The sequence below is a fragment of the Plantactinospora sp. ZYX-F-223 genome, from assembly GCF_039649625.1.
Lineage (GTDB): Bacteria > Actinomycetota > Actinomycetes > Mycobacteriales > Micromonosporaceae > Plantactinospora.
In genome coordinates, this window is record NZ_JBDJAV010000003.1 from 259233 (window position 1) to 283355 (window position 24123).

Below are 24123 nucleotides of genomic sequence, written 5' to 3' on the forward strand. Positions count from 1 at the left end.
CGAAACGCACGTCAAGCTTGCTGCCACACCCCCGGCGGTCGGCCGTCAGCGGTCGTCGCGCCGGTCGTCGAACGGGTCGTGGCCGAGCAGTTCGAGGAACGCCTCCCGGACGTCGATCCGGATCGACTCGCCGCGCGCGGCATGGTCCCGGATGTGCTGGAACAGCGGCGTCAGCCGGCGGAGCTCGTCGGCGGAGACGATGGCCACCAGCGGGATGTGGTCGTGGCCGCGGTCGATCTCGATGCTGACGATGCCGGCCGCGGGGATCGCCGAGAACCGGAACGGGCCGAGTCGGTCCACCGTCACCGTGGGCGTACCGGTGCCGCCACCGGCACGTGCCGCCCGCAGCGCGGTGATCCGTTCGAGCTGGTACTGCGCCAGTTCCCGGAGTGTCGTCGACTTCTCCGGATCGTCGCGGATCGCCCGCAGCCGGCGCTCCACGTCGTCGAGTTCGGTCGAACCGTCGTCTTCCGGCGAGCCTCGCATCACCGAAGGTTATCGATCCGCCCGGTGCGGCTGTCGCACACGAGGTGCGAAGGGCGTCTCCCCGGTGCGGGGCCGGTACCGCGGAGCGTGGTCTGCGGTCAGAGCGCCGCCACGATGCGGTCGGTGGTGATCGGCAGGTCGCGTACCCGGACCGAGATCGCGTCCGCGACGGCGTTGGCGACGGCGGCCGCCGTCGGACCCTGGGCCGCCTCGCCGGCGCCGACCGACGGCTCCGCCGGGCGATCCACCAGGTGTACGTCGACCTGCGGCACCTCGCTGAACCGCAGGATCGGATAGCTCTCCCAGTCCGCGCTGGTAACCCGCCAGCGGTCGAACCGGACCCGTTCCTTCAGTGTCCAACTGGTGGCCTGGACCGCGCCGCCCTCGATCTGGTTGCGTACCCCGTCGGGGTTGACCACCCGCCCCACGTCGACGACCAGCGTCAGCCGGCGCACCCGTACCTCGTGCTCGGCCTGCACCTCGGCCAGCACCGCGCAGTACGCGCCCCGGTCCTTGTAGCGGGCGAAGCCGATGCCGTACCCGACGTTCTCCTCGGTGCCGCGCCGCTGCCAGCCGCCGAGGTCGGCGGCGATCGAGACCACCTCCCGGGCCCGGGGGTCGGCGAGCTGGGCCAGCCGGTACGCCACCGGGTCCGCCCCGGCCGACAGGGCCAGTTCGTCCATGAAGGACTCGATGGCGAAGACGTTGGTGAACGCGCCGAGCGACCGTAGCGACGAGGAGCGCAGCGCGGTCCGCAGCGCCCGGTGGCCGTGGATCCGGCGCTCCGGGAAGGTGTAGATCGGCCAGGCGTTGCGGGTCGTCCCGCCACCGCCCCAGGCCGGTGGATCGGCCGCCGGTGGCGTCGGGCGGGACCGGTCCCGGTGGGTGGCGGCGAGCAGCCCCGGGCTGCCGGCGTATCCGGGCCGGGCGGTGTGCCCTTGGCTCCACACGTCGTAGGACCAGGTCAGCACCGTACCGTCGGCGGCGACGCCGGCCTCCACCTCGGCCACCATCGCCGAGCCGAAGGGCGCCCAGGTCAGCTCGTCGCGGCGGCTCCACCGTACGTGCACCGGCCGCCCGGGGACGGCCCGGGCGAGCAGTACGGCGTCGAAGGCGGCGTCGTCCGCGCCGTTGTGGCCGTAGCTGCCGGCGCTCTCGACGTGTCGCACGTCGACCCGGTCGGCGTCGAGTCCCAAGGCGGTGCCGATCGCCCGTCCCAGCCCGTGGATGCCCTGGCTGTGGCTCCAGACGCTGACCGCGGAACCGTCCTCGGTCCAGCGGGCGGCGCCGCAGCTCGGCGCCATCGACGCGTGGGCCAGGAATGGCCGGCTGTAGGTCGCCCGCAACCGCCGGACCACCTGCCCGGTGCCAGCGTCCGGAACGGCGTCCGGTGGTGCCTCGTCGGCACCGTCCACCCGCCCGGCGGGGCGGGTCGGCTTCGGCAGCTCGACCGGGCCAGAACCCCCGGTCAGGCCGGACCGACCTGTGGCGTCGGGTCGAGCCGGATCGCCAGGCTGACCGGCGGCGGGCTGGCCCGCCGGCCCGGGACGGCCCGGCTCGGGTACCGGGATCGACTCGGCCGGCCCGTCCCGGAGGAAGCCGGAGATGTCCTCCTCGTCGGGCAGAGTCGGCTCCTCGTGCCAGCGCGCCGTGGCGGCCAGTGCCGAGGCGGCCCGCTCGGCATTCTCCTCGCCCTCGGCGACCACGCCGAGGAAGTCGCCGTCCCGGACCACCGCCTGCACCCCGGGCAGGACCCGCGCGGCGGCGGTGTCGACCTCGACCAGGGTCGCCGCCGGTGACGGTGGCCGGACCACCCGGCCGGAGAGCTGCCCGGGCAGTGCGAGGTCCTGGATGAAGCGGGGCCGGCCGGAGACCTTGTCGGGCAGGTCCAGCCGGGGCACGCTGGTGCCCACCCAGCGCGCCTGGTGCCTCGGCTTCGGCCGGACCGCCCCGGTCGCCTCGCGGTCGAGGTCGACCCGCTCGGACAGTTCCCCGTACGACGTGTGCCGCGAGCCGTCGGCATCGGTGATCACTCCGTTGTGCACGGCCACGGTGTCCGGGTCGAGGGCCAGGGTCGCCACGGCCTCGGCGACGAACAGCGCCCGTACCTCGGCACACACCTGGCGGACCGCGGCGCCGGAGTCGGCGACGGAGAGGCTGCCGGCGGTCAGCCCCTCGTCCGGGCCCTCGGCGGTACTGGCCGCCGCCATCGTGACGGCGGCGAGGTCGACGTCGAGTTCGTCGGCGGCGAGCTGGGCGAGCGCGGTGAGGATGCCCTGCCCGAGTTCCACCTTGCCGACCCGGACCGTGACGGTGCCGTCCCGGCGTACCGTTATCCAGCGGGCGAGCCGGGGGTTGCCGACCACGCCCCGGGGCAGCGGCGGCGCGGCCGGGGCGGGGTCCCGGCGGTCGACGCTCACCGCTCGACCGTCGTTCCGAAGCCGCCGGCACCGGCGTCGGCCTCGGTGGCGCTCGCCCCGCTCCTGGCATCGCGCGTGCTGGCACCGCTCGTGTCGGTGTCGGTGTCGCCCGCGCCGGTGCTGCCTTCGCCGGTGTCACCTGCTCCGTACCGCCCGGCCCGGACCACGGCCCGGACCATCCGCCGCTGTGCGCCGCACCGGCACAGGTGCCGGTCGAGCGCGGCGGCCACCGTCGACTCGTCCGGCTGTGGATGTCCGGCGAGCAGCGCCGCCGCACTGACCAGGATCCCCGAGACGCAGTAGCCGCACTGTGCGGCCTGCTCGTCGAGGAACGCCCGCTGGACCGGATGCGGTACGTCGCCGTCGGCGAGCCCCTCGACCGTGGTGACCGTCCGGCCGGCGGCCGACCAGAGCGGGATGTCGCAGGAGGGTGCGGGCCGGCCGTCCAGCAGGACGAAGCAGGCGCCGCAGAGGCCCAGGCCGCAACCGAACCGCGCGCCCTTGAGGCCGAGCACCTCCCGCAGCACGTGCAGCAGGGTGCTGTCGGCGTCGGCGTCGACCTGCCGCCGTTCGCCGTTGACGGTCAACTCGAATGTCTGTTCCATGCCCCAGGCTTCCCGGCCACGCCCCCGCGACGATGATCCACAATCGGCTGGAGCAGCCTTGCCTACGTCGGGTCCGGCGTCAACCCGACGGGTCTGGTGTGGATTCCGGTGGTGTGCGGCAGCGTGCCGGCGCCGCCCGCCCGCGCGGTTCGGCGGAACCCGCCGGGAGCCGAGCCGTACGCCCGCTTGAACGCGTGCGCGAAGGCGAACTCCGAGGTGTAGCCCCACCTGCCGGGCAACCGTGGCCAGCGGTGCGTCACCGTCCCGGAGCAGCCGGGCGGCGAGTGTCATCCGCCACCAGGTCAGGTACGGCACGTGCTGGTCGGGCGGGTCGAGAGTTTCGCCGAGGCCGGGCTCGGCGCGGCGTTGAGCGTGCCGCTTCCGCCGGAGGCCATCGACGCCCTGCCGGAGGGGCCGGACGAGGAGCGGCGCCGTGGCCAGCGGTTCAGCTACCTGGTCGACGCCGTCGGCGCCGACGGATGCCGGGTCCGGGGCGTCGTGCGGGGGAGCGACACCTACGGCAGTACGGCGATCATCGCCGTCGAGGCGGCCTGCCGGCTCGTCGCGGACGGCGCCCGGCCCGGGGTACTCGCCCCGGCGCAGGCGTACGACGCCCGCGACTTCCTCGACTTCCTCGCCCGGTACGGGATCCGGTGGTGGATCGGCGAGGCCGACGGGTGAGCCGGGTCAGTCGCCGGCCCCGGCCGCCGGGGCGGTCGCGGTGGCGCGCCGGAACCGCTCGCTCCACTCCCGGAGCTGGTCGGTCAGTTCGGGCGGGGAGAGCACCTCGAATTCCGCGCCGAGCGAGCCGAGCGCCATCACCGGCCAGTCCAGCGTGTCGGTGGTCATCACCATCCGGCAGTGCCGCTCGTCGACGTACTCGATGGTGGCCCAGCGGGCCAGGCGCTCCTCGACGGTGGCCAGCGGCGCCCGCACCAGCACCTCCACCCGGTACGGCGCGGGCAGGTTCTCGATCCCGGCCCGGACGAACGCGGCGGCGTCCTCGGCGGGCAGTTGCCGGGGGTGGAACCGGGCCCCGGTGCCGCGTGGATCGTTCAGCCGGTCGAGCCGGAAGCTGCGCCAGTCATGCCGAATCAGGTCGTAGCCGACCAGATACCAGCGCCGGCCGAGTGAGACCAGCCGGTACGGCTCGACGTGCCGCTCGGTCCGCTGCCCGTCCCGTGCGGTGTAGTCGAAGCGCAGGCGTTCGGTGTCCCGGCAGGACTGGGCGACGGTGGTGAGGACCGCCGCCTCGACGGTCGGCCCGCCGCCGTCGCCCCAGAACGCCGGTACGGTCATCGCGCGCAGCGCGTCGACCCGGCGCCGCAGCCGGGCCGGCATCACCTGTACCACCTTGGTGAAGGCCCGGATCGACGACTCCTGGATGCCGGCGACCGCACCGTGCGCGGCCGCCTGCAACCCGACCGCGAGCGCGACCGCCTCCTCGTCGTCGACCACCAGCGGGGGTAGCGCGGCGCCCGGGGCGAGTTGGTAGCCGCCGTCGACGCCGCGGTGCGCCTCGACCGGATAGCCCAGTTCGCGCAGCCGGTCGACGTCGCGGCGGAGGGTGCGGACCGAGACGCCGAGCCGGTCGGCGAGTTCGGTGCCGGGCCAGTATCGGTGGGTCTGCAACAGGGAGAGCAGGCGGAGGGTCCGGGAGCTGGTGTTCGCCATGCCGGCAAGTCTGCCCGACATTCAGGCCAGAAACTGGCCGCTATGCCACCTAGCGTTCGGGACATGAGACAACCGACCCTCCGACCGGGGAGCAACGAATGATCGACGCCCGCTCGCTCACCCGGGACTTCGTGGTGAGCCGCGCCCAGACCGTGCACGCCGTCCGGGGCATCAGCCTGCGGATCGAACCCGGCGAACTGGTCGCGCTGCTCGGTCCGAACGGCGCCGGCAAGACGACCACGATGCGGATGCTCACCACGCTGATCGCGCCGACCTCCGGTACCGCCACCGTCGCCGGCCACGACGTCGTCCGCGAACCCGGCCAGGTCCGCCGGCACATCGGGTACGTCGGCCAGGGCAACGGGGCAGGGCACACCCAGCGGGTCGGCGACGAACTGCGTACCCAGGGCGCGATCTACGGCCTGGACCGGCGTGCCGCCCGGCGGCGGGCCGACGACCTGCTGGAAGCCCTCGACCTCACCGATCTCGCCAACCGGAAGGTCTCGGCCCTCTCCGGCGGGCAGCGGCGCCGGCTCGACGTGGCGATGGGCCTGGTCCACGCGCCGTCCCTGCTCTTCCTCGACGAGCCCTCCACCGGGCTGGACCCGCAGAACCGGGCCAACCTGTGGGACCACATCCTGCGGATGCGTGCCGAGGCCGCGATGACGGTGGTGCTCAGCACGCACTACCTGGACGAGGCGGACTCGATGGCCGAACGGGTCGTGATCGTCGACCACGGTGAGATCATCGCCGACGATTCGGCGGCGGCGCTGAAGGCGAAGCTCGCCGGGGACCGGATCGTGGTCACCGCCGCCGGGGACGACGCCCGACCGCTGGCCCGGCTCGTCGACCGGCTACCCGGCGCCCGGGACGTGGTCTGTGCCGGTTCACGGGTCGAGGCGCACGTCGCCGACGGGCCGGCGGCGCTGCCGGAACTGCTCCGGGCCGCGGTCGAGGCCGGGGTACGGGTCGGCACCGCCCAGGCGTACCAGCCCACCCTCGACGACGTGTTCCTCACCCTCACCGGCCGCAGCCTGCGCGAGGCCGAGCAGGAGACCCCGACCGCGCAGGGCGGCCCGCAGGACCCGCAGACCCGGAAGGACGCACCGTGACCACCATCAGCGCCACCGCCCCGTCGCCGACCCCGGTTCCGGCGGGCGGCCGGAGCGGTCCGCTCGGCCTGCTCCGCGACATCGGCATCGTGCTGACCCGCGAACTGCGCCCGCTGCGGTACGACCCGTTCTCGGTCATCTTCGGCATGGTGCAGCCGCTGGTCTTCCTCGGCCTGTTCGGCCCGCTGCTGGTCGGCTCGCTCGGCAGCCAGGCCGGTGCGACCCTCGGCGCGGGTGGGGTGTGGCAGTGGTTCGTACCGGCCATCCTGGTGATGACCGCCCTGTTCGGCACCTCGGCCACCGGGGCCAACCTGCTGTTCGAGTTCCAGACCGGTGCACACGAGCGGATGCTGGTCGCCCCGTTGTCCCGGTCGTCGCTGCTGGTCGGCCGCGCGCTGAAGGAGATGGTGCCGCTGGCCGGACAGGCGGTGATCATCGTCGCGGTGATGATCCCGTTCGGCTTCCGGCTCTATCCGGTCGGCGCGCTGGTCGGGTTGGCGCTGCTCGCGGTCTTCGGCGTCGGGCTCGGCGCGCTGAGCTACTCGCTCGCGATCGCCGTACGCAAGCAGGACTGGATGTTCTGGGCCGTGCAGCAGACCCTGATCTTCCCGCTGATGCTGCTCTCCGGGATCCTGCTGCCGTTGGAGACCGGTCCGGGGTGGATGCGGGCCGCGGCGCACGTCAACCCGTTGGCCTATCTCGTCGACGCCGAGCGCGCCCTGTTCGCCGGTGAGATCGGCTCCACGACCGTGCTCTGGGGCTGGGTCGCGGCGCTGGTCACCGCCGCTCTCGGCCTGACCGTCGGGGTACGGGCGATGGCCCGCAGCGCCGCCTGAACCGGTGGCCCGCCGGGGCGGGACGGCGCGGGTCCGTCCCGCCCCGGCATCGGCTGGAGCGTCAGTTCGCCCGGTGCGACACGGGTCGCGGGCGGACCTCGGCGCTGAGCTGGGCGTACGCGCTTGCCCGAACCCGGTGGCGGAAAATGTCGCCGCAGCCGTCTATCTTCTCGGGGCATCGAACGAGAAGGGCGGGGTCGTGGGAACGATCGAAGTCGGGTGGGAGCGGCGCAGCGTCGCCCGGGTGTTGCCGGCGGTGCAGCCCCGAAAGCTGGCGAAGGTGCCCTTCGTCGAGCTGGCGGACGGGCGGTTGCAGGGCGTCGTGTCGAGCGGTTCGGACATCGAACGGGTCTACGTCTCGTCGATCGCCGCCGGCAGCCACGCCTTCAACTGCAGCACCAACAACAACCGCCCGTGCGGCGGGTTGCGCGGCGCGCCCTGCAAGCACCTGCACGCACTGCTGGACGAGGCCACCGTGCAGTACGGCGTCGAGCGGGTCGCCCGCTACCTGCGGATCGACCTGGCCGACGGGGACTCCATCGGTGCCGATCTGGCGGACCGGCTGGACGGCAGTCACGAGCCGACACCGGCGGCGGTGGTCTTCAGCCGCTTCCTGCGGCACCTGGCCTACCTGGAGGTGCCGGGCAGCACCGAACCGCTTCCCGAACTGCACTGGTTTCCGGCGACGGGGACGGTCGACTGATGCTGGCTACCCAACTGGCCCTGCTCGACGAGGTCGAGCCCGGGATCGACGAGGCGCTCGACCTGGTCGGCGGCTTCGACGACGGCTTCACCCACGGCTTCGCCCGACTGGGTGAGCAGCCCAGGGCGGCGCTGGCCGCGCTGGCCGACGCCCTCGCGGTGACCCCGCTCGGTGACCGGGTGCACGAGGCCGTGGAGAAGGTGGTCGCGGGGTCACTCGCCGACGAGCACCTGACCGCGCTGGCCGGCGGGCGGACGGCACTGCTCGGCGCGGTGCACGACGCGCTGCTCGCCCGGCTGGACGCCGCACTCGGCCGGTCCCGGGCGAGCTGGGAGGCAGCCGCGCCGGCCGATTCCACGCCGTCGGCGCCGGACAACGTGCTGGCCGGGTGCCGGTCGTGGCTTCGCGAGCTGGCCATCGCGGGCTGGCGCGGCGTCGACCACGACCTGGTCGCCGCCTCCGCGCAGACCCTGGACGCGGCGCTGGCCGTGCCGTCGCTCCGCCGGCTGGCGGTGCTCCTCGACGGACTGGCGGCCGAGCTGCGCGGCTGCTGCCCGGTGGCGACGATGGACCGGCTCCCGGCCCGGCGCTGGACCGACCTCTGGACCCGGGCCCTGCTGCTGGCCCAGCCCGGCGGTTTGCCGGACGCCCCGGCCGCCGTCACCGTGGTCTCCGGCCGGCTGCTACCGCTCGGGGCGGACGTGCACGAGCACGGCACCGCGATCCAGGTGCAGGTGCACGGCGTGCTCGAACCGGCCGGTGGCGCCCCGCCCCGGCTGGTCCGGGCCAGCGTCTCGGCCCCGAAGGTGGAGACCATCGTCGGCCCGGCGGTCTGGCGACTGCTCGCCGGTCATCCGGTGCTGCTCGGCGCGCTCGCCCAGCGGCACGCCTTGGAGATCACCGACCTGCCGCTGCTGCCCGGTGGTGACCTGCTCTGGCGGGACGGCCAGGCCCGGCCGGCGGAGCCGGCCGACCCGTTCGCCACCGCCCGGCTGCGGCTGCCCGAGGCGATCGCACCGGCGGCCCCACCGCTGGACCGCCATCCGGTACGCATCGCCGAACCCGTCCTGCTGGAGGGCTACTCGGCCACCGCCGACGATCGGGGCGGGCTCGTCCTGGAACTCGGCGGGCAGTCCCTACCGGTCGACGTGTCCCGGCTGCCGGCCTGCGCGCCGCTCACCCCGGAACTGGTGGCCAAGTCGTCGGCCTGTCTCGGTCTGCTCCGCTGGGATGCCGGCCGCTGGCTGCTGCAACCGCTCGCCGTGCGATACACCGTGAAACGCGCGACGGCGGAGGCGCACACCGGAGACTGGGCGCTCGGCCCCACCGATCCCAAGGCGGTCAAGGCCGAGGCGAGGTCCGGCGACGCGGTGGCCGTACTCCGCGAGCGGGCAGGACGGTTGCTGCGTCGATGAACGAGCACAGTGGACAGCCGAGCAGCGCGACCCGTTCGCATGAGAACCGGCGACAGGTGCTCTACTGGCGCCTGCTGGCCCGGCTGTTCGACGCGGACGAGCAGCCGGCGCTGGAGTCGGCCAGCGTGGCGATCGTCGACGACCTCGGCCTGCCGGCGGCACTGCTGGATCCGGCGGTCTCGGTGGACACCATCGTGCAGCGCTTTCCCGATCTGGCCGCCGACCTGCGGGACCTGATGGCGCCGCCGTCCGCCGACGCAGCCAGCGATCCCGAGTCACCGGGCGAGGCCGGCCCGATCGAGCGGGTCGGCACCGCCGAGGTACGCCGGGCCGCCCTGGTGTCGAAGCTGCTGCTCAACATCTTCGCGACCGGTTCGGGCAACGTCACCGCCACCCAGTTGGCCCGCTGGCAGTCCGATGCCGGTTGGTTCGAGCAGGCACTCGGACTGGAGCCGGGGCAACTGCGCGGCGGCCGGGCCGGCGCCGGGGGCGGCCCCGGCGTGGGCACCGAGCCCGGCAACGGTGAGCTGGCCGGCGTACTGGCCGGGATCGAGGGCGACCTGGTGCGCCGGATGCAGTTGCGCGAGGTACTCGGCAACAGCGCCCTGGCCAGCAAGTTGACCCCGAGCATGTCGCTGATCGAGCAACTCCTGCGCGACAAGCACAACCTGTCGGGCGTGGCGCTGGCCAACGCCAAGGCGCTGATCCGGCGCTTTGTCGACGAGGTCGCCGAGGTGCTGCGTACCCAGGTGCAGCAGACGAGTGTCGGCACCATCGACCGCTCGGTGCCGCCGAAGCGGGTGTTCCGCAACCTCGACCTGGAACGCACCATCTGGAAGAACCTCACCAACTGGAGCCCGGAGGACCAGCGGCTCTACGTCGACCGGCTCTACTACCGGCAGACCGCCCGGCGGACCACCCCGGCCCGGTTGATCGTGGTGGTCGACCAGTCCGGGTCGATGGTGGACGCGATGGTGAACTGCACCATCCTGGCCTCGATCTTCGCCGGGCTGCCCAAGGTCGACGTGCACCTGGTGGCGTACGACACCCGGGCGCTGGACCTGACGCCGTGGGTGCACGACCCGTTCGAGGTGCTGCTGCGCACCAAGTTGGGGGGCGGGACCGACGGCACAGCCGCCCTCACCCTGGTCCGGCCGAAGATCGCCGAGCCCCGCAACACCGTGGTCGTCTGGATCTCCGACTACTACGAGTCGGATCCGCAGGGCGTCTTCGACGGCCTGGCGGCGATGCACCGCAGCGGCGTCCGGGTGATCCCGGTCGGCTCGGTCAGCAGCGGCGGTCAGCAGAGCGTGAACCCGTGGTTCCGGCAGCGTTTCAAGGATCTCGGCGCGCCGGTCCTCTCCGGCCACATCCGCAAGCTCGTTTTCGAACTCAAGAATTTCCTCAGCTAGGAGACCCCCCGAATGACCGACATGTTGCGTGCCCCCGCCGAGGTGAAGTACGCCGAGGAACTCGACTGGCTGGAGTCGGTCGACGACGGCCCCAAGCCGTTCTCCTGGCGGCTCAGCCCGCGGATGGTCCGGCTCTTCGTGCTCGGCTCCGAGCGGGCCGACGGCCTCGACCGGGAGATCTCGCAGAAGTGGTTCGGCGACCGGAGTTTCGTCGAGCGCAGCATCGTGACCCTCGCGTCGGACCGGGGCCTGCTGCTGATCGGCGACCCCGGCACCGGCAAGAGCTGGCTCGCCGAGTTGCTCGCCGCCGCGATCTGCCGCAACTCGACCCTGGTGGTGCAGGGCACCGCCGGCACCACCGAGGACCACATCAAATACTCGTGGAACGTCTCGATGGTGATCGCCCGGGGCCAGTCCCGGGAGTCGATGATCCCGTCACCGATCATGACGGCGATGGAGAAGGGCGTGATCGGACGGTTCGAGGAGCTGACCCGGTCGACCAGCGACGTGCAGGACGCGCTGATCTCCATCCTCTCCGAGAAGTACGTCTCCATTCCCGAACTCGACGACGACAACATCGTCTTCGCCCAGCCGGGCTTCTCGATCATCGCCACCGCGAACAGCCGGGACCGGGGCGTGAACGACCTCTCCTCGGCACTCAAGCGCCGGTTCAACTTCGTCCGCATCCCGGTCGTGACGAACAAGCGCAGCGAGGCCGAGATCGTCCGGTTCCGTACCACCGAACTGCTGCGCCGGCACCGGATCGAGCTGGACGTGCCGCCGACGCTGCTGGACATCCTGTTGCAGAGCTTCGCGGACCTGCGGGCGGCGGCGGCCGCGGCCGGCAGTGACGACGAGAAGCTGGAGTCGGCGCTCTCCACCGCCGAACAGATCGGGGTACTGGAGGACGCGATCCTGCACAGTCACTTCTTCGGCGACCGTACCCTGCGGGCCGCGACGCTGGCCGGCTCGCTGGTCGGCTCGCTGGCCCGGCGCACCCCGGAGGACCTGGCGATCCTGAACAAGTACTGGCACGGTGTGGTCGAGCCGCGCAGCAAGTCCGACGGCGGGTCGTGGCCGGAGTTCCTCCAGGGCGGTCGTGAGGCGATCGCGACCCTGTCATGAGCATCGGAGTAGACGGGTCCCGGGCCGGGGCTCCGGACCGGTCGGCGGGGACGTTCACCCCGCTGCGCTCGCAGCTACAGGCCGCGGCGACCGCGTTCGGCGGTGGTCCGGACGCGGTGGCCGAGATCCTCACCGGCATCGTCGACGACGTCGACCGGGCGCTGGGGGAGGAGCTGGAGATCTTCCCGGTCTGCCACCACTCACCCGCCTCCGCGCTGGCGATGGCCCGACGGCTGCGGGAGAAGCAGCCCGCGGTGATCTATCTGGAGTTGTGCGAGGACCTGCGACCGCTGCTGGAGGAGTTGCGCAACTGCAAACTGCCGGTGGCGTTGCAGGCGTTCGCGTCCGAACTCGACGGCTTCCCGTCGGCCTGGGCACCGCTCAACATCGTCGCCCCGATCAGCGAGGCGTCGGCGGAATACCAGGCCATCGCGTACGCGCTGGACAACCCGGAGGTCGAACTGGTCCTGGTGGACCGCTCGGCCGACCACGTCTTCCAGTGGACACCCACCGAGTCGCCCGACCCGGCGGCCGACGCCGGCCCGGAGCCGGCCGACGCCACCCCGGATGACGCCGGCGGGCAGCCGCCGGAGGAGGCGGCCCTGCACGGCGAGGCGGTCGGGATCGGCATCGGTGACCTGCGTCCCCGGTTCGCCGAACTCCGGTCCTACCTCTTGCACCACGGCAAGGTGCGGCACTGGTCCGAGTGGTGGGACCAGTACGTGGAGCAGCCCCTCGCCGACGCCGACTACGACACGTACCGGCAGGTGATGGTGTTGATCGGCAGCCTGTTCCGGCGGCTGCGTCCACCGGCCGGCCCCGGTCACGACGACCGCGACGAGGACCGAGAGCGCTACATGTGGACCCGGATGCGCCAGCACATGGCGGCCACCGGCGTCGACCGGTCGCGCTGCCTGTACGTCTGTGGCGCCTTCCACGCGGCCAGCCCGGTCGAGGAGTTCGGCACCGCACCCGGCACACCCGACTGGGAGATCAGCCCCCGCACCGGCACCCGGTGGCTGTACGGGCTCATCCCGTCCAGCCACTCGGCGATCGAGCGGCAGTTCGACCTCGCCCCCGGGTCGGTGTCGATCGCCCAGGCCGGCTGGGCCAAGGCGGTCGGCCGGGGCGGCGTCACGCCGTACCACCTGGCCGGGCAGGTGGCGGGCCGCAAGCGGGGCAGGGCGAAGAAGCAGGTTCCGGCACCGGCGGCACCGGCGCCGGTCACCGACCGGCTCTCGGGGTTCCTGTCCCGACCACCGGTGCTGGACGACGTCGACGAGGCGGAGCTGCTCGGCTGGTGCGTCGACATCGTGCGGCTGGCCCGCCGCAACGGCTACCTGGCCAGCACCGCAGACGCGATCGCGGTCTTCGAGACCTCGATCCTGCTGGCCGGGATCCGCAACCGGGCCCGACCGACGCCCTACGACTTTGCCGACGCGGCGGTCACCTGCATCGAGAAGGACGTGGTCCCCGGCCGGCGGGACGTACGCCGGCTCTGCGACATCCTGCTCGGCGGCGACCGGATCGGCCAGGTCGGGTACGACGCCCTGCCGCCGCTGGCCCGGGACGTCTTCGACCGGCTGGCGCCGCTGGGGCTCGCCCTGGAGACCCGCACCATCCAGCGGGCCCTGCTGGACCTGACCGCCCGTCCGGAGCTGGCATCCTGCTCGGACCTGCTCTGGGTGCTGCACCGGCTGCTGCCGGACGGAGTCGTCCGCCCGATCATGGGGGAGCGGCGGCTCGGGGAACGCTCCATCCAGGAGAGTTGGGATCTGGGCCTGGGCCGGCACCAGCGCGCGGTGATCGAGCTGGGATACGAGGGCATCACCGTCGAGCAGGTGCTGGAGAAGCGGCTGCGCCGCTCGGTCTGGGCGCCGGACGCGACCGCCGCGGCGGTGCTGGCGGCGGTGGAGGACGCGATCCTGTTCCTGCCCAGCCGGCGGTTCGTCGACGAACTCGGTGCGCGGGCGGTCGAACTGCTCTCCGCCGAGCGGACCGTGGACGACGCGCCGGCGGTGCTGCGCCGGATCCGCCGGCTGCTGGCGCACTACCGGAACACCGAGCCGGAGCTGCCGGCCTGGTGCGAGTCCTTCGTCACCACCGGGTACGCGCACTACTGCACCCTGTTGCCGACGGCGTTCGTGGACGACGAGACCGGGGTACGCCAGGTCGGTGCGATGCTCGGCTTCCTCTTCTCCATGGAGAGCCTGGCGTTGTCCCTCGGTTGCGACCGTGCCCAACTGGAACTGGCGGTGCGGCAGTCGCATCCGGAGGCTCCGGCGAAGGTGGCGCTGCTCTGGGCCGCCCAGTCCCAACTGGGGCTGCTCACCGTGGCGCAGCTCCGGGCACGGTGTGCCGAGCTGTTGACGAATCCGTTGGTCGTCCCGGCGTTCCCGCACTATCTGAGCGGCTTCGTGCAGGCGCTGGAGCCGGTGCCGTCGCTGGCCTCGTTCGTCGTGGAGGTGATCTCCGAGGCGTTCGCCCAGCTGCCGGATCCGGTGCTGCTGCCCTGGCTGCCCAAGCTGATCACGACGTTGCGGGAGCAGGCACGGGAGCTCGTTCCGCTGCTGGTCAGGGAGGCCGGACGAACGTTCCCGGGCAGTCTCGCCGCGCTCGACGCGTGGGTGCCGCCATGGTCGGCCGACCCGACCGCGCCCGCCTCGGCGCTGCCGGGCGACGGGGCGGGCGGTACCCCGGTGTCGTCCTGCGGGCCAGCGGTCGGGTTGCTGCGTGACCATCCGGCCACCTGCGACGCCGTTGCCGAGCTGTTCGGTTGCGATACCGGCTGGCAGCCGGCGGGGCCTCCGGCGGGCGGGTCACGGTCGAGCGACGCGGCGGTGCTGCTGGACACGCATCCGGCGACCACGTCCGCCGTCGCCGAGCTGTTCGCCGGGACGGCCGGTTCCCGGTGAACCGGTGCCGGTGCCGGTGCCGGAGGACGTGATATCGGTGGTCGATGCGGCCGCTGTAGATGCCAGCCGATCGAACGGGCAGTGACGATAGCCGCTTCGATCTCCTGTCGGCTGCAGCGGCCGCGAAAAGGCCCAGTGCCAACAGCGGCCACCGCCTCGACGTGGTGAACACCGCCACCGGCAGGGCGACGAGGGGCGCGGCCTCTACCGAGCTGGTTCTCCGACGACCGCGCCCGTACGCGCGGCGCGCGTTATCCCCCAGTCGTACAGCGCCTGAAGCACCGGTGCCAGGCTGAGACCCTCCTCGGTCAGCCGGTACTCCACGTGCGGCGGGTTCGTGCCGTGGTCGTCGCGGGCGACGAGTCCGTCGGCCTCCAACTCGCGTAGCCGCTGGGTCAGCATCTTCTCGCTCACCCCGGGCATTCGGCGGCGTAGCTCGCCGTACCGGTGTACGCCCTCCTTGAGATGGGCCAGGATCACCGGTCGCCATTTGGCGCCGATGACATCGACGGCGAGTTCCACCGGGCAGCCGTATCGTTTGCGTGTCGAAGGGCCCGTCGAAGCACGCACCGAATGGTGCGTACTTGTCCTTTCCGGGTCCGGATGCTGGGCTCTGTTCATGGTGATTGAGTACATCAGGTACCGCGTACCGCCGGAGCGGGTGGGCGGGTTCGAGGCGGCGTACGAGCGGGCCGCCGAGATCTTGCGGACGGCGCCGCAGTGCGTGGACTACGAGCTGAGCCGCTGTCAGGATGATCCCGCCTGCTACGTGCTGCGGATCAGGTGGACGTCGACGGACGACCACCTGCGTGAGTTCCGGGGCGGCCCGCTGTTTCCGAAGTTCCTCGCCGAGATCAGGCCGTATGTCGAGGACATCGAGGAGATGCGGCACTACAGCGGTACCGCGGTCGTCGGCTCCGGCGGCGCCGCCCCCTCCGTACCGCCGTCGCTGTACGAGTGGGCCGGCGGCTCGGACGCGTTCGAGAAACTGTGCGACGCCTTCTATCGGCTGGTCCGCGCCGACGAACTGCTCGCGCCGATGTTCGCGCGGATGGACCCTGAGCACCCCCGGTACGTGGCGCTGTGGCTTGCCGAGGTCTTCGGCGGACCGACCGCCTACACCGAGGGACGCGGCGGCTACCGCCACATGCTCGGCAAACACCTCGGCAGGGCGATCAGCGAGGCACAACGCCGACGGTGGGTCAACCTGATGATGGACGCCGCCGACGAGGTCGGCCTCCCGGACGATCCGGAGTTCCGTGCGGCCTTCGCCAGCTACCTGGAGTGGGGTACCCGGCTGGCACTACAGAACTCCCAACCCGATGCGGACCCGGTCCGGGAGGCACCGGTACCGCGTTGGGGCTGGGGCGTGGCCCCGCCGTACCAGGGCTGAGTCGTGCCGCTGGCTCTGGTGGGCGCGCTCGTCGTCGTCCGCCTCGACGACATCGCCGCACTGTTTCTGCCCGCCGCCGTCTCGCCAGGAGCGTGACGACCGGTCCACCGCCATGCCGTCGACCTGGTCGCCGCCTGCGGATCAGCGGCACAGGTCGACGGCATGGCGTCGAAGTGCGGTGGTTACGGTCAGCCCGGCAGGGTCAGCTGCGCCGGGGTCGACCGCTGGGTGGTGGTGCCGTCGCCGAGCTGTCCCGACGTGTTGTTCCCCCAGCACCACAGGCTGCCGTCGGTGCGGACCCCGCAGCTGTGATAGCTGCCGACGACGGCGCTGGTCCAGGTGGTGGCGGTGCCGACCCGGGTGGGGGCGAACCGGTGGGTGGTGGTGCCGTCGCCGAGCTGTCCGGCCGTGTTGTTGCCCCAGCACCACAGGCTGCCGTCGGTGCGGACCGCGCACGGCGCGTCGTTGCTCGTGTTGACCCGGGCCCAGGTGGTGGCGGTGCCGACCTGGACCGGGCTGGTCCGGTAGGGGCCGGTGACCCCGAGCTGTCCGTACCCGTTCTCACCCCAGCACCAGAGGGTGCCATCGGCGCGGACCGCGCAGGTGAAGGTGTATCCGGCTGTCACCCCGGTCCACGTCGAGGTGCCGACCTGGGTCGGAGTCGTCCGGTAGCTCAGGGTGCCGAGACCGAGCTGTCCACTCGAACTGTCACCCCAGCACCACAGGGTGCCGTCGGTGCGGACGGCGCAGCTGTGCCCGCGGCCGGTCGTGACACTCGCCCAGTTGGTCGCCGTGCCGACCTGCATCGGGGTGGTCGTGCTGGAGACGGAGGAGCCGACACCCAGCTCCCCGTTGCGGTTGATCCCCCAGCACCACAGGGTGCCGTCGGTCCGGACGGCGCAGGTGTGACTGGTGCTGGCGCTGACACTGGCCCAGGTGGTGGCGGTGCCGATGCGTACCGGGGTGTTCCGGTTCGTGGTGGTGCCGTCGCCGAGCTGGCCGTCGATGTTGCGGCCCCAGCACCACAGCGTCCCGTCCGTCTGTACCGCGCAGGTGTAGCTGTGGCCAGCGTCGATACTGGCCCAGGTGGTGGCGGTGCCGATGCGTACCGGGGTGTTCCGGCTCGTGGTGGTGCCGTCGCCGAGCTGGCCGCTGTAGTTGCCGCCCCAGCACCAGAGCGTTCCGTCGGTACCGATCGCACAGGTCTGCGCGTAACCGGCGGCGACGCTGGAGACCGCCGGGGCGGCGAGCGAGGCGTTCAGTGGGCCAGGCTCGGCCGGACGGACCCCTGCGGCAGCCGCGCCTACTGTCACTCCGATGGCGAGCGCGGCGATTCCGGTGGATATCGCCGCCCCGGCGATGATGGTTCTCGTCGCACGCCGCCATCGAGTCCATGCCCGACCATCATGATCTTTGCTCACGTACTGCTCTCCCTTGACGATGTCGGTGCCTGGGACGGTGGAGGCGGCATTGCCCTGGTGGGTCGGCAGCGACTCACAATTCATAGCATCGATCTTCGTCATTGACTAGAGACAATGTTGAATCCCTGGAGCAGTTCTGTGGGATATGGAGCCGCAGGTCGGCATTTTCCCCTATTCGTCCGCTGATCGGACACTCAGGTCGGTCGCTGTTCGACCCGGCCTTGGGCGAAGGCGGCTCACGTCGCGTCACCTCCGGCCGCTGCGCCGGAGCGGCCCGGCGCTCGACCCGGCCGCCGGGTGACGACCCGGGCGTCGCGGGCCGGGCGGTCAGGGAGTGCGGGTCGAGGTCTTGACTTCCGCGACGAAGCTAGACCAGGCGTACGGCGGGAAGGTGAGCACCGGTCCACCAGGGTCTTTGCTGTCGCGTACGGCGACGACGCCGACTAGGTCGTCGGCGACCTCGACACACTCGCCGCCGTTGCCTGCGCTCCGGCTGCTCTTGCGCCACGTGGCGCCGGTCAGGTCAACCATTACCAAGCTCTCCGATGAATTTGTTGATCAGGTTCTTCGATTGTCCCTCATCCAGTGCCAACCGGCCGATGCTGGCCCAGACCTTCTCGTAGGCGGCGTACTCGGGCTCCCGATCCAGGTATAGGGCTCCGGTCAGCGACTCGCTGTAGACGATCGGTGGCTCGGGCGTGTTGCGGCTGCCGGTCGGGAAGTCGAGCAGGACGAACTCACCTGCCACCGTGCCGTGGTGCGGGCCGGCAGCCAGCGGCAACACCCGTACGCAGACGTTGGGCAGGGCGGCTACCTGGAGTAGGTGTTGGAGTTGCTCGACCATCACGAACAGGTCGCCGACCGGCTGAAGCAATACCGCCTCGGCGAGGACTATCTCCACGAGAGGCGCGGGCGGCAGGCGGCGACTGAGCAGGCTCTGGCGTTGCAGCCGCACCTCCACCGCACGCTCCCGGTCTTCGTCGCTCATCTCCGGCTGGTCGATCCGGTACATCCCGGATGCGTACCCACGCGTCTGGACGATGCCCGGAAACAGTGTGTTCTTGAAGAAGCGGAGGCGGGAGGCGGCGGATTCCAGGCCGACGTACAACTCGAACCACTCCGGGATGGCGTCGCCGTACGCGTGCCACCAGCCCTTCGCCTTGGTTTGGCTGGCCAGCCCGACCAGCGCGGTGACCAGGTCCGGCCGCACGTCGTAGAGCGCGCACATCGCCTTGACGTCAAGCCCCCGGACCACCCCGAGTCCACTTTCGATCCGCCAGATCTTCTGCCGGCTGCACTCCAGGGCGTCGGCCGTCGCGTCCAGGGTCACGCCGGCCTCGGTACGCAGTTGCTTGAGGGTGCGCCCGAGTTGGCGGCGGGGCACGGTCGAACCCATGTCCTCGGTCATGTGATCACTTCCCACGGTCGATTTTGCAACATCCTGCCGCCTCCGGTGAAACGTCTATCTGTTCCGCGGAAATAAGTCAATGGGCTGCGACTGTTTCTCGCGGGAATTGCTTGCCAGGCGCCCCGCACAGGTTACAAGATGGCGTGCGAAAGGCGACCGTCCAAACAGTCCGGCACCGGACCGTCGCGCCGATCGACAAATCATCGGCGAAAGGATGCTGCTGTCGTGCGCGCAATTGTCTGTCAGATCCACTCCGCCCGTCGCCGCCGCGCGGACCGCCATCGTCAGGCGGAGACCCGGCACCCTCGGGGCGTACGACGATGACCCGGCCGAGCACCGACGACCGGGCCCTCGTCACCACCTGCCCGAGCTGCGACGGGCTGACCTTCATCCTCACCGCCTGCGCCTGTCTGGAGTACGGCGATCGGCTCCTGGTCACCGACGAGCCGGCGCCCCGAGGGCCGTACCGGGATTGCCGGGTCTGTCGCGGCCTCGGCCGGGTCGGCCGTCCCTGCCAGCGGTGCGGGCAGCGCGGGGAGCGGCGGGCGCAGCTCGTGCTGACGGTGGCCAACCTGGACACCGGCGAGGTTGCCTCGGCCAGCGTCGTCCCGGGCGCGGTCACGCCCCGCCCGGCGTCCGACGGCGGCTGGCAGTTGCCGCTGTCGCCCCTGGTCGACGAGCTGGCCGAGGCCGTCGGCGCGGCCACCTGGGCAAGCTGTTCGGGCGGCGCGGCCACCTGGACGAGCTACTCCCTTGGCGTGAGCACCCGGTCGAGCTGTTCCGGGCGGCCGGCCGCAGCCCTCGCGGTGCGGCTGCCCGACGAGTGGAGCCCCGAGCTTCCCGACGACCAGCGGTCGGCATTGCAGAGCCGGGCCATCGCCGGCTATCCCGGCGAGAGCTGGCAGGTGTTCCTCGGTCGCAGCCTCGCCCCACCGCCGGTCGCCCCGCAGCGGCGACTCGACCAGCTCCGCGCCCTCGCCGACCGGCTCTGTCTCGACCTTGTGCTGGAGGCTCGTCGGCTCTGCCACGACGACCTGCTCTGGGACGTCCGGTTCGACCTGCCCGGAGCGGCGGTGCCGGCGAACCTGCGGGGCAGCGCCGCCAGTCTGGCCGACGCGCTCGGCGACGTCACCGTGGCGTACGCGATCTCCGGGCTCGCGGCGCGAGGGATGGCCGCGCCCGCCCGGTATCTCGTCCCGACCGCCGACCCGGCCCCGGGTCCGGCCCGCGACCTGGCCCAGATCGAGCGTCGGGTCATCGCCGACTGCACCGACCTGCGCAGCGGAGAGCCGCTGCCCGGCGCGTGCGCGATCTGGCGGGACGGGCACTGGTGGCACAGCAGCCTGCGGGTCGCCGGTCACCGCGATCGGTTGGTCGAGCGGGAGACCGGGCAACTCGTACACCGGCGCACCGAGCTGCTGCGGCGGGGCTGGGAACCGCCCGACCCGGCCTGGCTGGGTGACACGATCCCGTGCACCCCCTGCCCGGACTGCGAACTGGCCGAGGGTCAGCGGGTCTGTCCGTGCGCCGTCGATGCCGCCGCCGATCCGGACTGTGCCGGCTGCGGCGGCAGCGGCCTGCGTAGCGGGGTGTCGAGCTGCCACACCTGCCGGGGCAGTCGCCGGAGCTATCAGGGACTTGTCGTCACCCTCACCGATCTGGCCGACCAGGTCACCCACCTGACCTGGCGGGCTGGGGATGTCGCACCCGCGTCGCCGGTCGGACTCCGCGCCGACGGCACCCCGGTGGTCCAGCTACCCGACCGGTTCCGGCTCGCCTGCCATGCCGCCGCTTTCGGCGTACGGCCGGAGGACCTCACCGAGGCCGACGGCGGCTGGCCGGTCGATCACGAACTGTGCCGTGGGATGGCCTCCGGTGAGGTGACCGGGGTCGAGCCGTTGACCCGCTATCTCGCCCAGGCCGGCCGGGGGAGACCCGGCGCTCGGCTGATCGTGTCGGCCGCACCACCCGAGGTGCCGGCACTGCCGCAGTTGATCCGGCTCGCCCACGGCCTCGGCCTGGCGGTGGAGGTCTCGGTACGCGACGACCGGTCGCCCGCCGACAACCCGCTCCGGACCCGGGGCCTCTGCTGGCGCGCCGAGATCACCGTTGCCGACCCGGCGCGGGCGGCAGCGGCCGAGGTCGTCTTCCCGGGCCGGCCGACCCTGGCCGGCGCGATCGCCTACGCCCTCGACTACCTGCCGAGCGTGCTGGCCGAGGCGGTACCGAACGAACCGACCCGACCGATCGCGACGCCGTGCTCCGGAATATCGGAGCCGATTGCCGATCCGGAGCCGATGCTCCGCCGGCTCGGCGCGGACCATCCCGGGCGGTGGGTCACGGTCCGCTTCGGTCCGGCCGGCTCCCGGATCGAGGTGCCAGAGCAGATCGACCCGCGAGAGTGACTACTCGGCAGGCGCGGCCTGCTCCGAGGAGCCGACCTCGGACGGGCACGCCCTGCTCCGATCTCGACAAGGGAGCGATCCGCGTGACATCGTCGGTGTCCGCCACCATCCGGGCTCCGGGGACGAGACGGAGAGACGATGTCTGCGCTGAGGTTCCTCGCTCGCCGTCGGCGTACCGCTGACCGCACCATCCACACCGGCCGGCTCGACCGAGGGCGCTGGTCGAGCCCGCAGGTCGGGACGGGTCGGGTGGCGAGCAGGCCCCGCAGCCACCGGGGTGTCACCGCCGGGCTCGGGATCGCCCTGACCGTCGTCCTCACCGCAGGTGTGGCGACGCCGGCCGCCGGCTGGACCGGCGGCACCGGGCAGCGGCTCGACATCGAGATCCTCTCCAGCCGGCCGGACCAGGTCAGTGGTGGCGACGCACTCGTCCGGATCGCGCTCGGCGGCCGGGTCGACCCGGGTACGGTCCGGGTCACCCGCAACGGCACCGACGTCACCCGCGCGCTCCAGGTCGACGGCCGCTCGCTGCGCGGCGTGGTCGACGGGCTCCGGGACGGCGCCAACCTGCTCCGGGCGAGCGCCCGGTCGGCCCGTACCGCGACGCTTGCCGTCCGCAACCATCCCGTCTCCGGTCCGATCTTCTCCGGGCCGCCGCAGTACCCGTTCCTCTGCCGCACCGAGCAGAACGGGCTCGGCGCACCGCTGGTGGACAACCAGGACGGGCAGGGCATGCGGGTACGCGGCCCGGACGGCGAGGTCGTCGGCTGGAGCCGGGACTGTGCCGCCCCGACCGTCACCGACCGGCTCTACCGGGCCACCGACGGCACGTTCAAGCCGATGCCCTCGGACGGCACCCGGCCGGCCGACCTGACCACCACCCGTACCCTGGACGGCCGGACCGTCGACTACGTCGTACGCCGGGAGCGCGGCACCATCAACCGGTTCGTCTACTCGATCGCCGTGCTGGAGGCGAACTGGAACCGGCGGGTCATCTACCGCTTCGACGGCGGGGTGGCGATCGGACACGACCAGGGGCGGCTTCCGGGTGGGCACCTTTACCACGAGGGACTCTCGCTCGGCTACGCCGTCCTCTACTCCACCGGCACCCGCACCGCCACCCACTACAACCTGGTGCTCGGTGGCGAGACCGCGCTGATGCTGAAGGAACACTTCGTCGAGGAGTACGGCGTCCCGCTCTACACCGTCGGGGTCGGCGGTTCCGGTGGCGGCATCCAGCAGTACGTCTACGGCCAGAACTACGGCAACCGGGTGATCGACGCGGCGATACCGCAGTACTCGTACCCGGACATGGCCACCCAGACCATCCACGTCGGCGACTGTGAGCTGCTCGAGTACTACATGGACGTCACCGATCGGGCGAACCCGAAGTGGCGGGACTGGGAGAACCGGACCTGGCTGATCGGCATGAACGCCAGCGCGACGGTGCCGAACCCGTACCTCGGGGGTGCGCCCGGCTCCACCGAGTGCATCGAGGGCTGGCGCGGGCTGACCCCGCTGGCGCTGAACCCGCGCTGGTCGCCCGGCGACCCGCTGTGGGCCCAGATGGACCCACCGGGTGTGGCGGAGACGGTGCAGTGGTCGCACTGGGGCGACCTGGTCAACATCTACGGCACCGGCCCGGACGGGTACGCCCGGTCCACCTGGGACAACGTCGGCGTCCAGTACGGGTTGTCGGCGCTGACCTCGGGTCGGGTCACCTCGGCCGAGTTCCTCGACCTGAACGCCCGGGTCGGCTCCTGGAAACCGCAGTCGGAGATGGTGCAGGAGGGTTGCCCGTTCACCCCGGCGGCCTGTGCCGACCCGGCCCAGTTCGACCCGTGGTCGTCCCGGAACATGCGACTGTCGCCGGACGGCGGCCGGACACCGGCACCGCGTACCACGGGGGACCGGCAGGCGATCCGGGCCGCGTACGAGTCGGGGATCGTCTTCACCGGCGACATCGACATCCCGATCATCGACTGGCGGCACTACCTCGAAGACCAGTTGGACATGCACAACTCGCACCAGTCCTTCGCGTCCCGGCAGCGGATGCGCGAGCACGACCGGAACGCCGGCAACCAGGTCATCTGGTTCACCGACGCCCGGCCGGCCGAGGCGTTCGACCAGACCCCGGAGGCGCTGGCGGTGATCGACGACTGGATGGCCAACCTGCGTACCCGGCCGTGGCGGGGTGTGCAGGGCAACAAGCCGGCGCTGGCCGTCGACCGCTGCTTCAGCACCGACGGTACGGAGATCGCCCGGGGCGACCACGTCTGGGACGGCATCCTCGACAACCGCCCGGACGGCGCGTGCACCCGGGAGTTCCCGCTCTACGGCACGTCGCGCACCGTCGCCGGTGGTCCGATCGAGGGCGGCGTCTACGCCTGCGACCGGCAGCCGGTCCGGGTGGCGATCGCCCGGGGACTCTACGGGTCGTGGCGCCCGACCGACGCCGAGCGGCGGCGCCTCGAACAGATCTTCCCGACCGGGGTCTGCGACTACCGCTGACCCGGAACCCCACGCCCCGCGCCTGCCGGCCGACGGCACGCCGCGACTCCCTCGGCGCCGCGCCCGGCCCGGCGGTCGGAAAATCGCTCGTGGATGTGTCCTTCGTCGAAACGCAATCATGTATCAGGGCGCCCAGTCGTCCGTACTGCAACCATTGAGTCGGCAATCCAACCAATTGACATCGCTGCCAATGGCCGCCGTGTCCCGGACGCCGTTCTCCGGTTGGACGTACAGACATCTGACAGTCCCGGTCCTGGTTGGCGGCTGCGGTCGACCAGGTCA

At 72.0% G+C, this 24123-nt stretch carries 20 protein-coding genes; 11 read left to right on the forward strand and 9 right to left on the reverse strand.

Annotation, left to right across the window (positions count from 1 at the left end):
- Window positions 1-45: 45 nt before the first annotated feature.
- The 4 genes from AAH979_RS04850 to AAH979_RS04865 form a co-directional block, all read right to left on the reverse strand.
- Window positions 46-486 (reverse strand): hypothetical protein, encoded by a 441-nt coding sequence (locus AAH979_RS04850; RefSeq protein WP_346256791.1) that lies wholly within the window; start codon window positions 484-486, stop codon window positions 46-48.
- A gap of 98 nt (window positions 487-584) precedes the next feature.
- Window positions 585-2906: a molybdopterin cofactor-binding domain-containing protein gene (locus AAH979_RS04855; RefSeq protein WP_346256792.1), complete on the reverse strand. Its 2322-nt coding sequence runs from the start codon at window positions 2904-2906 to the stop codon at window positions 585-587.
- A complete protein-coding gene (locus AAH979_RS04860; RefSeq protein WP_346256793.1) occupies window positions 2903-3511 on the reverse strand; it encodes a (2Fe-2S)-binding protein in 609 nt (202 codons plus the stop codon). The genes AAH979_RS04855 and AAH979_RS04860 overlap by 4 nt, the downstream gene beginning before the upstream one ends.
- A 62-nt stretch (window positions 3512-3573) precedes the next feature.
- On the reverse strand, window positions 3574-3771 hold the full coding sequence (locus AAH979_RS04865) for a hypothetical protein (protein WP_346256794.1): 198 nt from the start codon (window positions 3769-3771) through the stop codon (window positions 3574-3576).
- Window positions 3772-3826: 55 nt separating this feature from the next.
- Here AAH979_RS04865 and AAH979_RS04870 point away from each other — a divergent pair, with 55 nt between their 5' ends.
- Entirely contained in the window at window positions 3827-4192 is a 366-nt protein-coding gene (locus AAH979_RS04870) for a hypothetical protein (RefSeq protein WP_346256795.1), read from the forward strand.
- 6 nt (window positions 4193-4198) lie between these two features.
- Here the strand turns inward: AAH979_RS04870 and AAH979_RS04875 are convergent, their stop codons facing one another.
- Window positions 4199-5185: a YafY family protein gene (locus AAH979_RS04875; RefSeq protein ID WP_346256796.1), complete on the reverse strand. Its 987-nt coding sequence runs from the start codon at window positions 5183-5185 to the stop codon at window positions 4199-4201.
- Window positions 5186-5283: 98 nt separating this feature from the next.
- Between AAH979_RS04875 and AAH979_RS04880 the strand changes: the two genes are divergently transcribed.
- From AAH979_RS04880 to AAH979_RS04910, 7 genes are all read left to right on the forward strand, one after another.
- Window positions 5284-6297, forward strand: a complete 1014-nt coding sequence (locus AAH979_RS04880) for an ATP-binding cassette domain-containing protein (protein ID WP_346256797.1) — start codon at window positions 5284-5286, stop codon at window positions 6295-6297.
- Window positions 6294-7133, forward strand: coding sequence for an ABC transporter permease (locus tag AAH979_RS04885; protein ID WP_346256798.1), 840 nt, complete (start codon window positions 6294-6296; stop codon window positions 7131-7133). The genes AAH979_RS04880 and AAH979_RS04885 overlap by 4 nt, the downstream gene beginning before the upstream one ends.
- Window positions 7134-7332: 199 nt before the next feature.
- Window positions 7333-7836, forward strand: a complete 504-nt coding sequence (locus AAH979_RS04890; protein ID WP_346256799.1) for a hypothetical protein — start codon at window positions 7333-7335, stop codon at window positions 7834-7836.
- Window positions 7836-9251: a hypothetical protein gene (locus AAH979_RS04895; protein WP_346256800.1), complete on the forward strand. Its 1416-nt coding sequence runs from the start codon at window positions 7836-7838 to the stop codon at window positions 9249-9251. Before AAH979_RS04890 ends, AAH979_RS04895 begins: the two co-directional genes overlap by 1 nt.
- Entirely contained in the window at window positions 9248-10663 is a 1416-nt protein-coding gene (locus tag AAH979_RS04900) for a VWA domain-containing protein (protein WP_346256801.1), read from the forward strand. Before AAH979_RS04895 ends, AAH979_RS04900 begins: the two co-directional genes overlap by 4 nt.
- Window positions 10664-10675: 12 nt before the next feature.
- Entirely contained in the window at window positions 10676-11788 is a 1113-nt protein-coding gene (locus AAH979_RS04905; protein ID WP_346256802.1) for an AAA family ATPase, read from the forward strand.
- On the forward strand, window positions 11785-14703 hold the full coding sequence (locus AAH979_RS04910) for a DUF5682 family protein (RefSeq protein ID WP_346256803.1): 2919 nt from the start codon (window positions 11785-11787) through the stop codon (window positions 14701-14703). Before AAH979_RS04905 ends, AAH979_RS04910 begins: the two co-directional genes overlap by 4 nt.
- Before the next feature lie 204 nt (window positions 14704-14907).
- On the opposite strand, the gene AAH979_RS04915 is transcribed toward AAH979_RS04910, so the two are convergent.
- Window positions 14908-15225: a helix-turn-helix domain-containing protein gene (locus tag AAH979_RS04915; RefSeq protein WP_346256804.1), complete on the reverse strand. Its 318-nt coding sequence runs from the start codon at window positions 15223-15225 to the stop codon at window positions 14908-14910.
- A gap of 97 nt (window positions 15226-15322) precedes the next feature.
- Here AAH979_RS04915 and AAH979_RS04920 point away from each other — a divergent pair, with 97 nt between their 5' ends.
- The gene (locus AAH979_RS04920) at window positions 15323-16096 is read left to right on the forward strand and encodes an antibiotic biosynthesis monooxygenase (RefSeq protein WP_346256805.1); all 774 of its coding nucleotides are present in this window, start codon (window positions 15323-15325) and stop codon (window positions 16094-16096) included.
- Between the two features lie 188 nt (window positions 16097-16284).
- On the opposite strand, the gene AAH979_RS04925 is transcribed toward AAH979_RS04920, so the two are convergent.
- The 3 genes from AAH979_RS04925 to AAH979_RS04935 form a co-directional block, all read right to left on the reverse strand.
- Entirely contained in the window at window positions 16285-17517 is a 1233-nt protein-coding gene (locus tag AAH979_RS04925) for a hypothetical protein (RefSeq protein WP_346256856.1), read from the reverse strand.
- A 327-nt stretch (window positions 17518-17844) separates the two neighbouring features.
- Window positions 17845-18048: a DUF397 domain-containing protein gene (locus tag AAH979_RS04930; RefSeq protein WP_346256806.1), complete on the reverse strand. Its 204-nt coding sequence runs from the start codon at window positions 18046-18048 to the stop codon at window positions 17845-17847.
- Window positions 18041-18925: a helix-turn-helix transcriptional regulator gene (locus AAH979_RS04935; protein ID WP_346256807.1), complete on the reverse strand. Its 885-nt coding sequence runs from the start codon at window positions 18923-18925 to the stop codon at window positions 18041-18043. Before AAH979_RS04935 ends, AAH979_RS04930 begins: the two co-directional genes overlap by 8 nt.
- A 320-nt stretch (window positions 18926-19245) precedes the next feature.
- Here AAH979_RS04935 and AAH979_RS04940 point away from each other — a divergent pair, with 320 nt between their 5' ends.
- Window positions 19246-21330 carry a hypothetical protein gene (locus AAH979_RS04940; protein ID WP_346256808.1) on the forward strand — a complete coding sequence of 695 codons (2085 nt, stop codon included), beginning with the start codon at window positions 19246-19248 and terminating at the stop codon, window positions 21328-21330.
- A 138-nt stretch (window positions 21331-21468) separates the two neighbouring features.
- Window positions 21469-23841 (forward strand): DUF6351 family protein, encoded by a 2373-nt coding sequence (locus AAH979_RS04945; RefSeq protein ID WP_346256809.1) that lies wholly within the window; start codon window positions 21469-21471, stop codon window positions 23839-23841.
- Window positions 23842-24123: the final 282 nt, after the last annotated feature.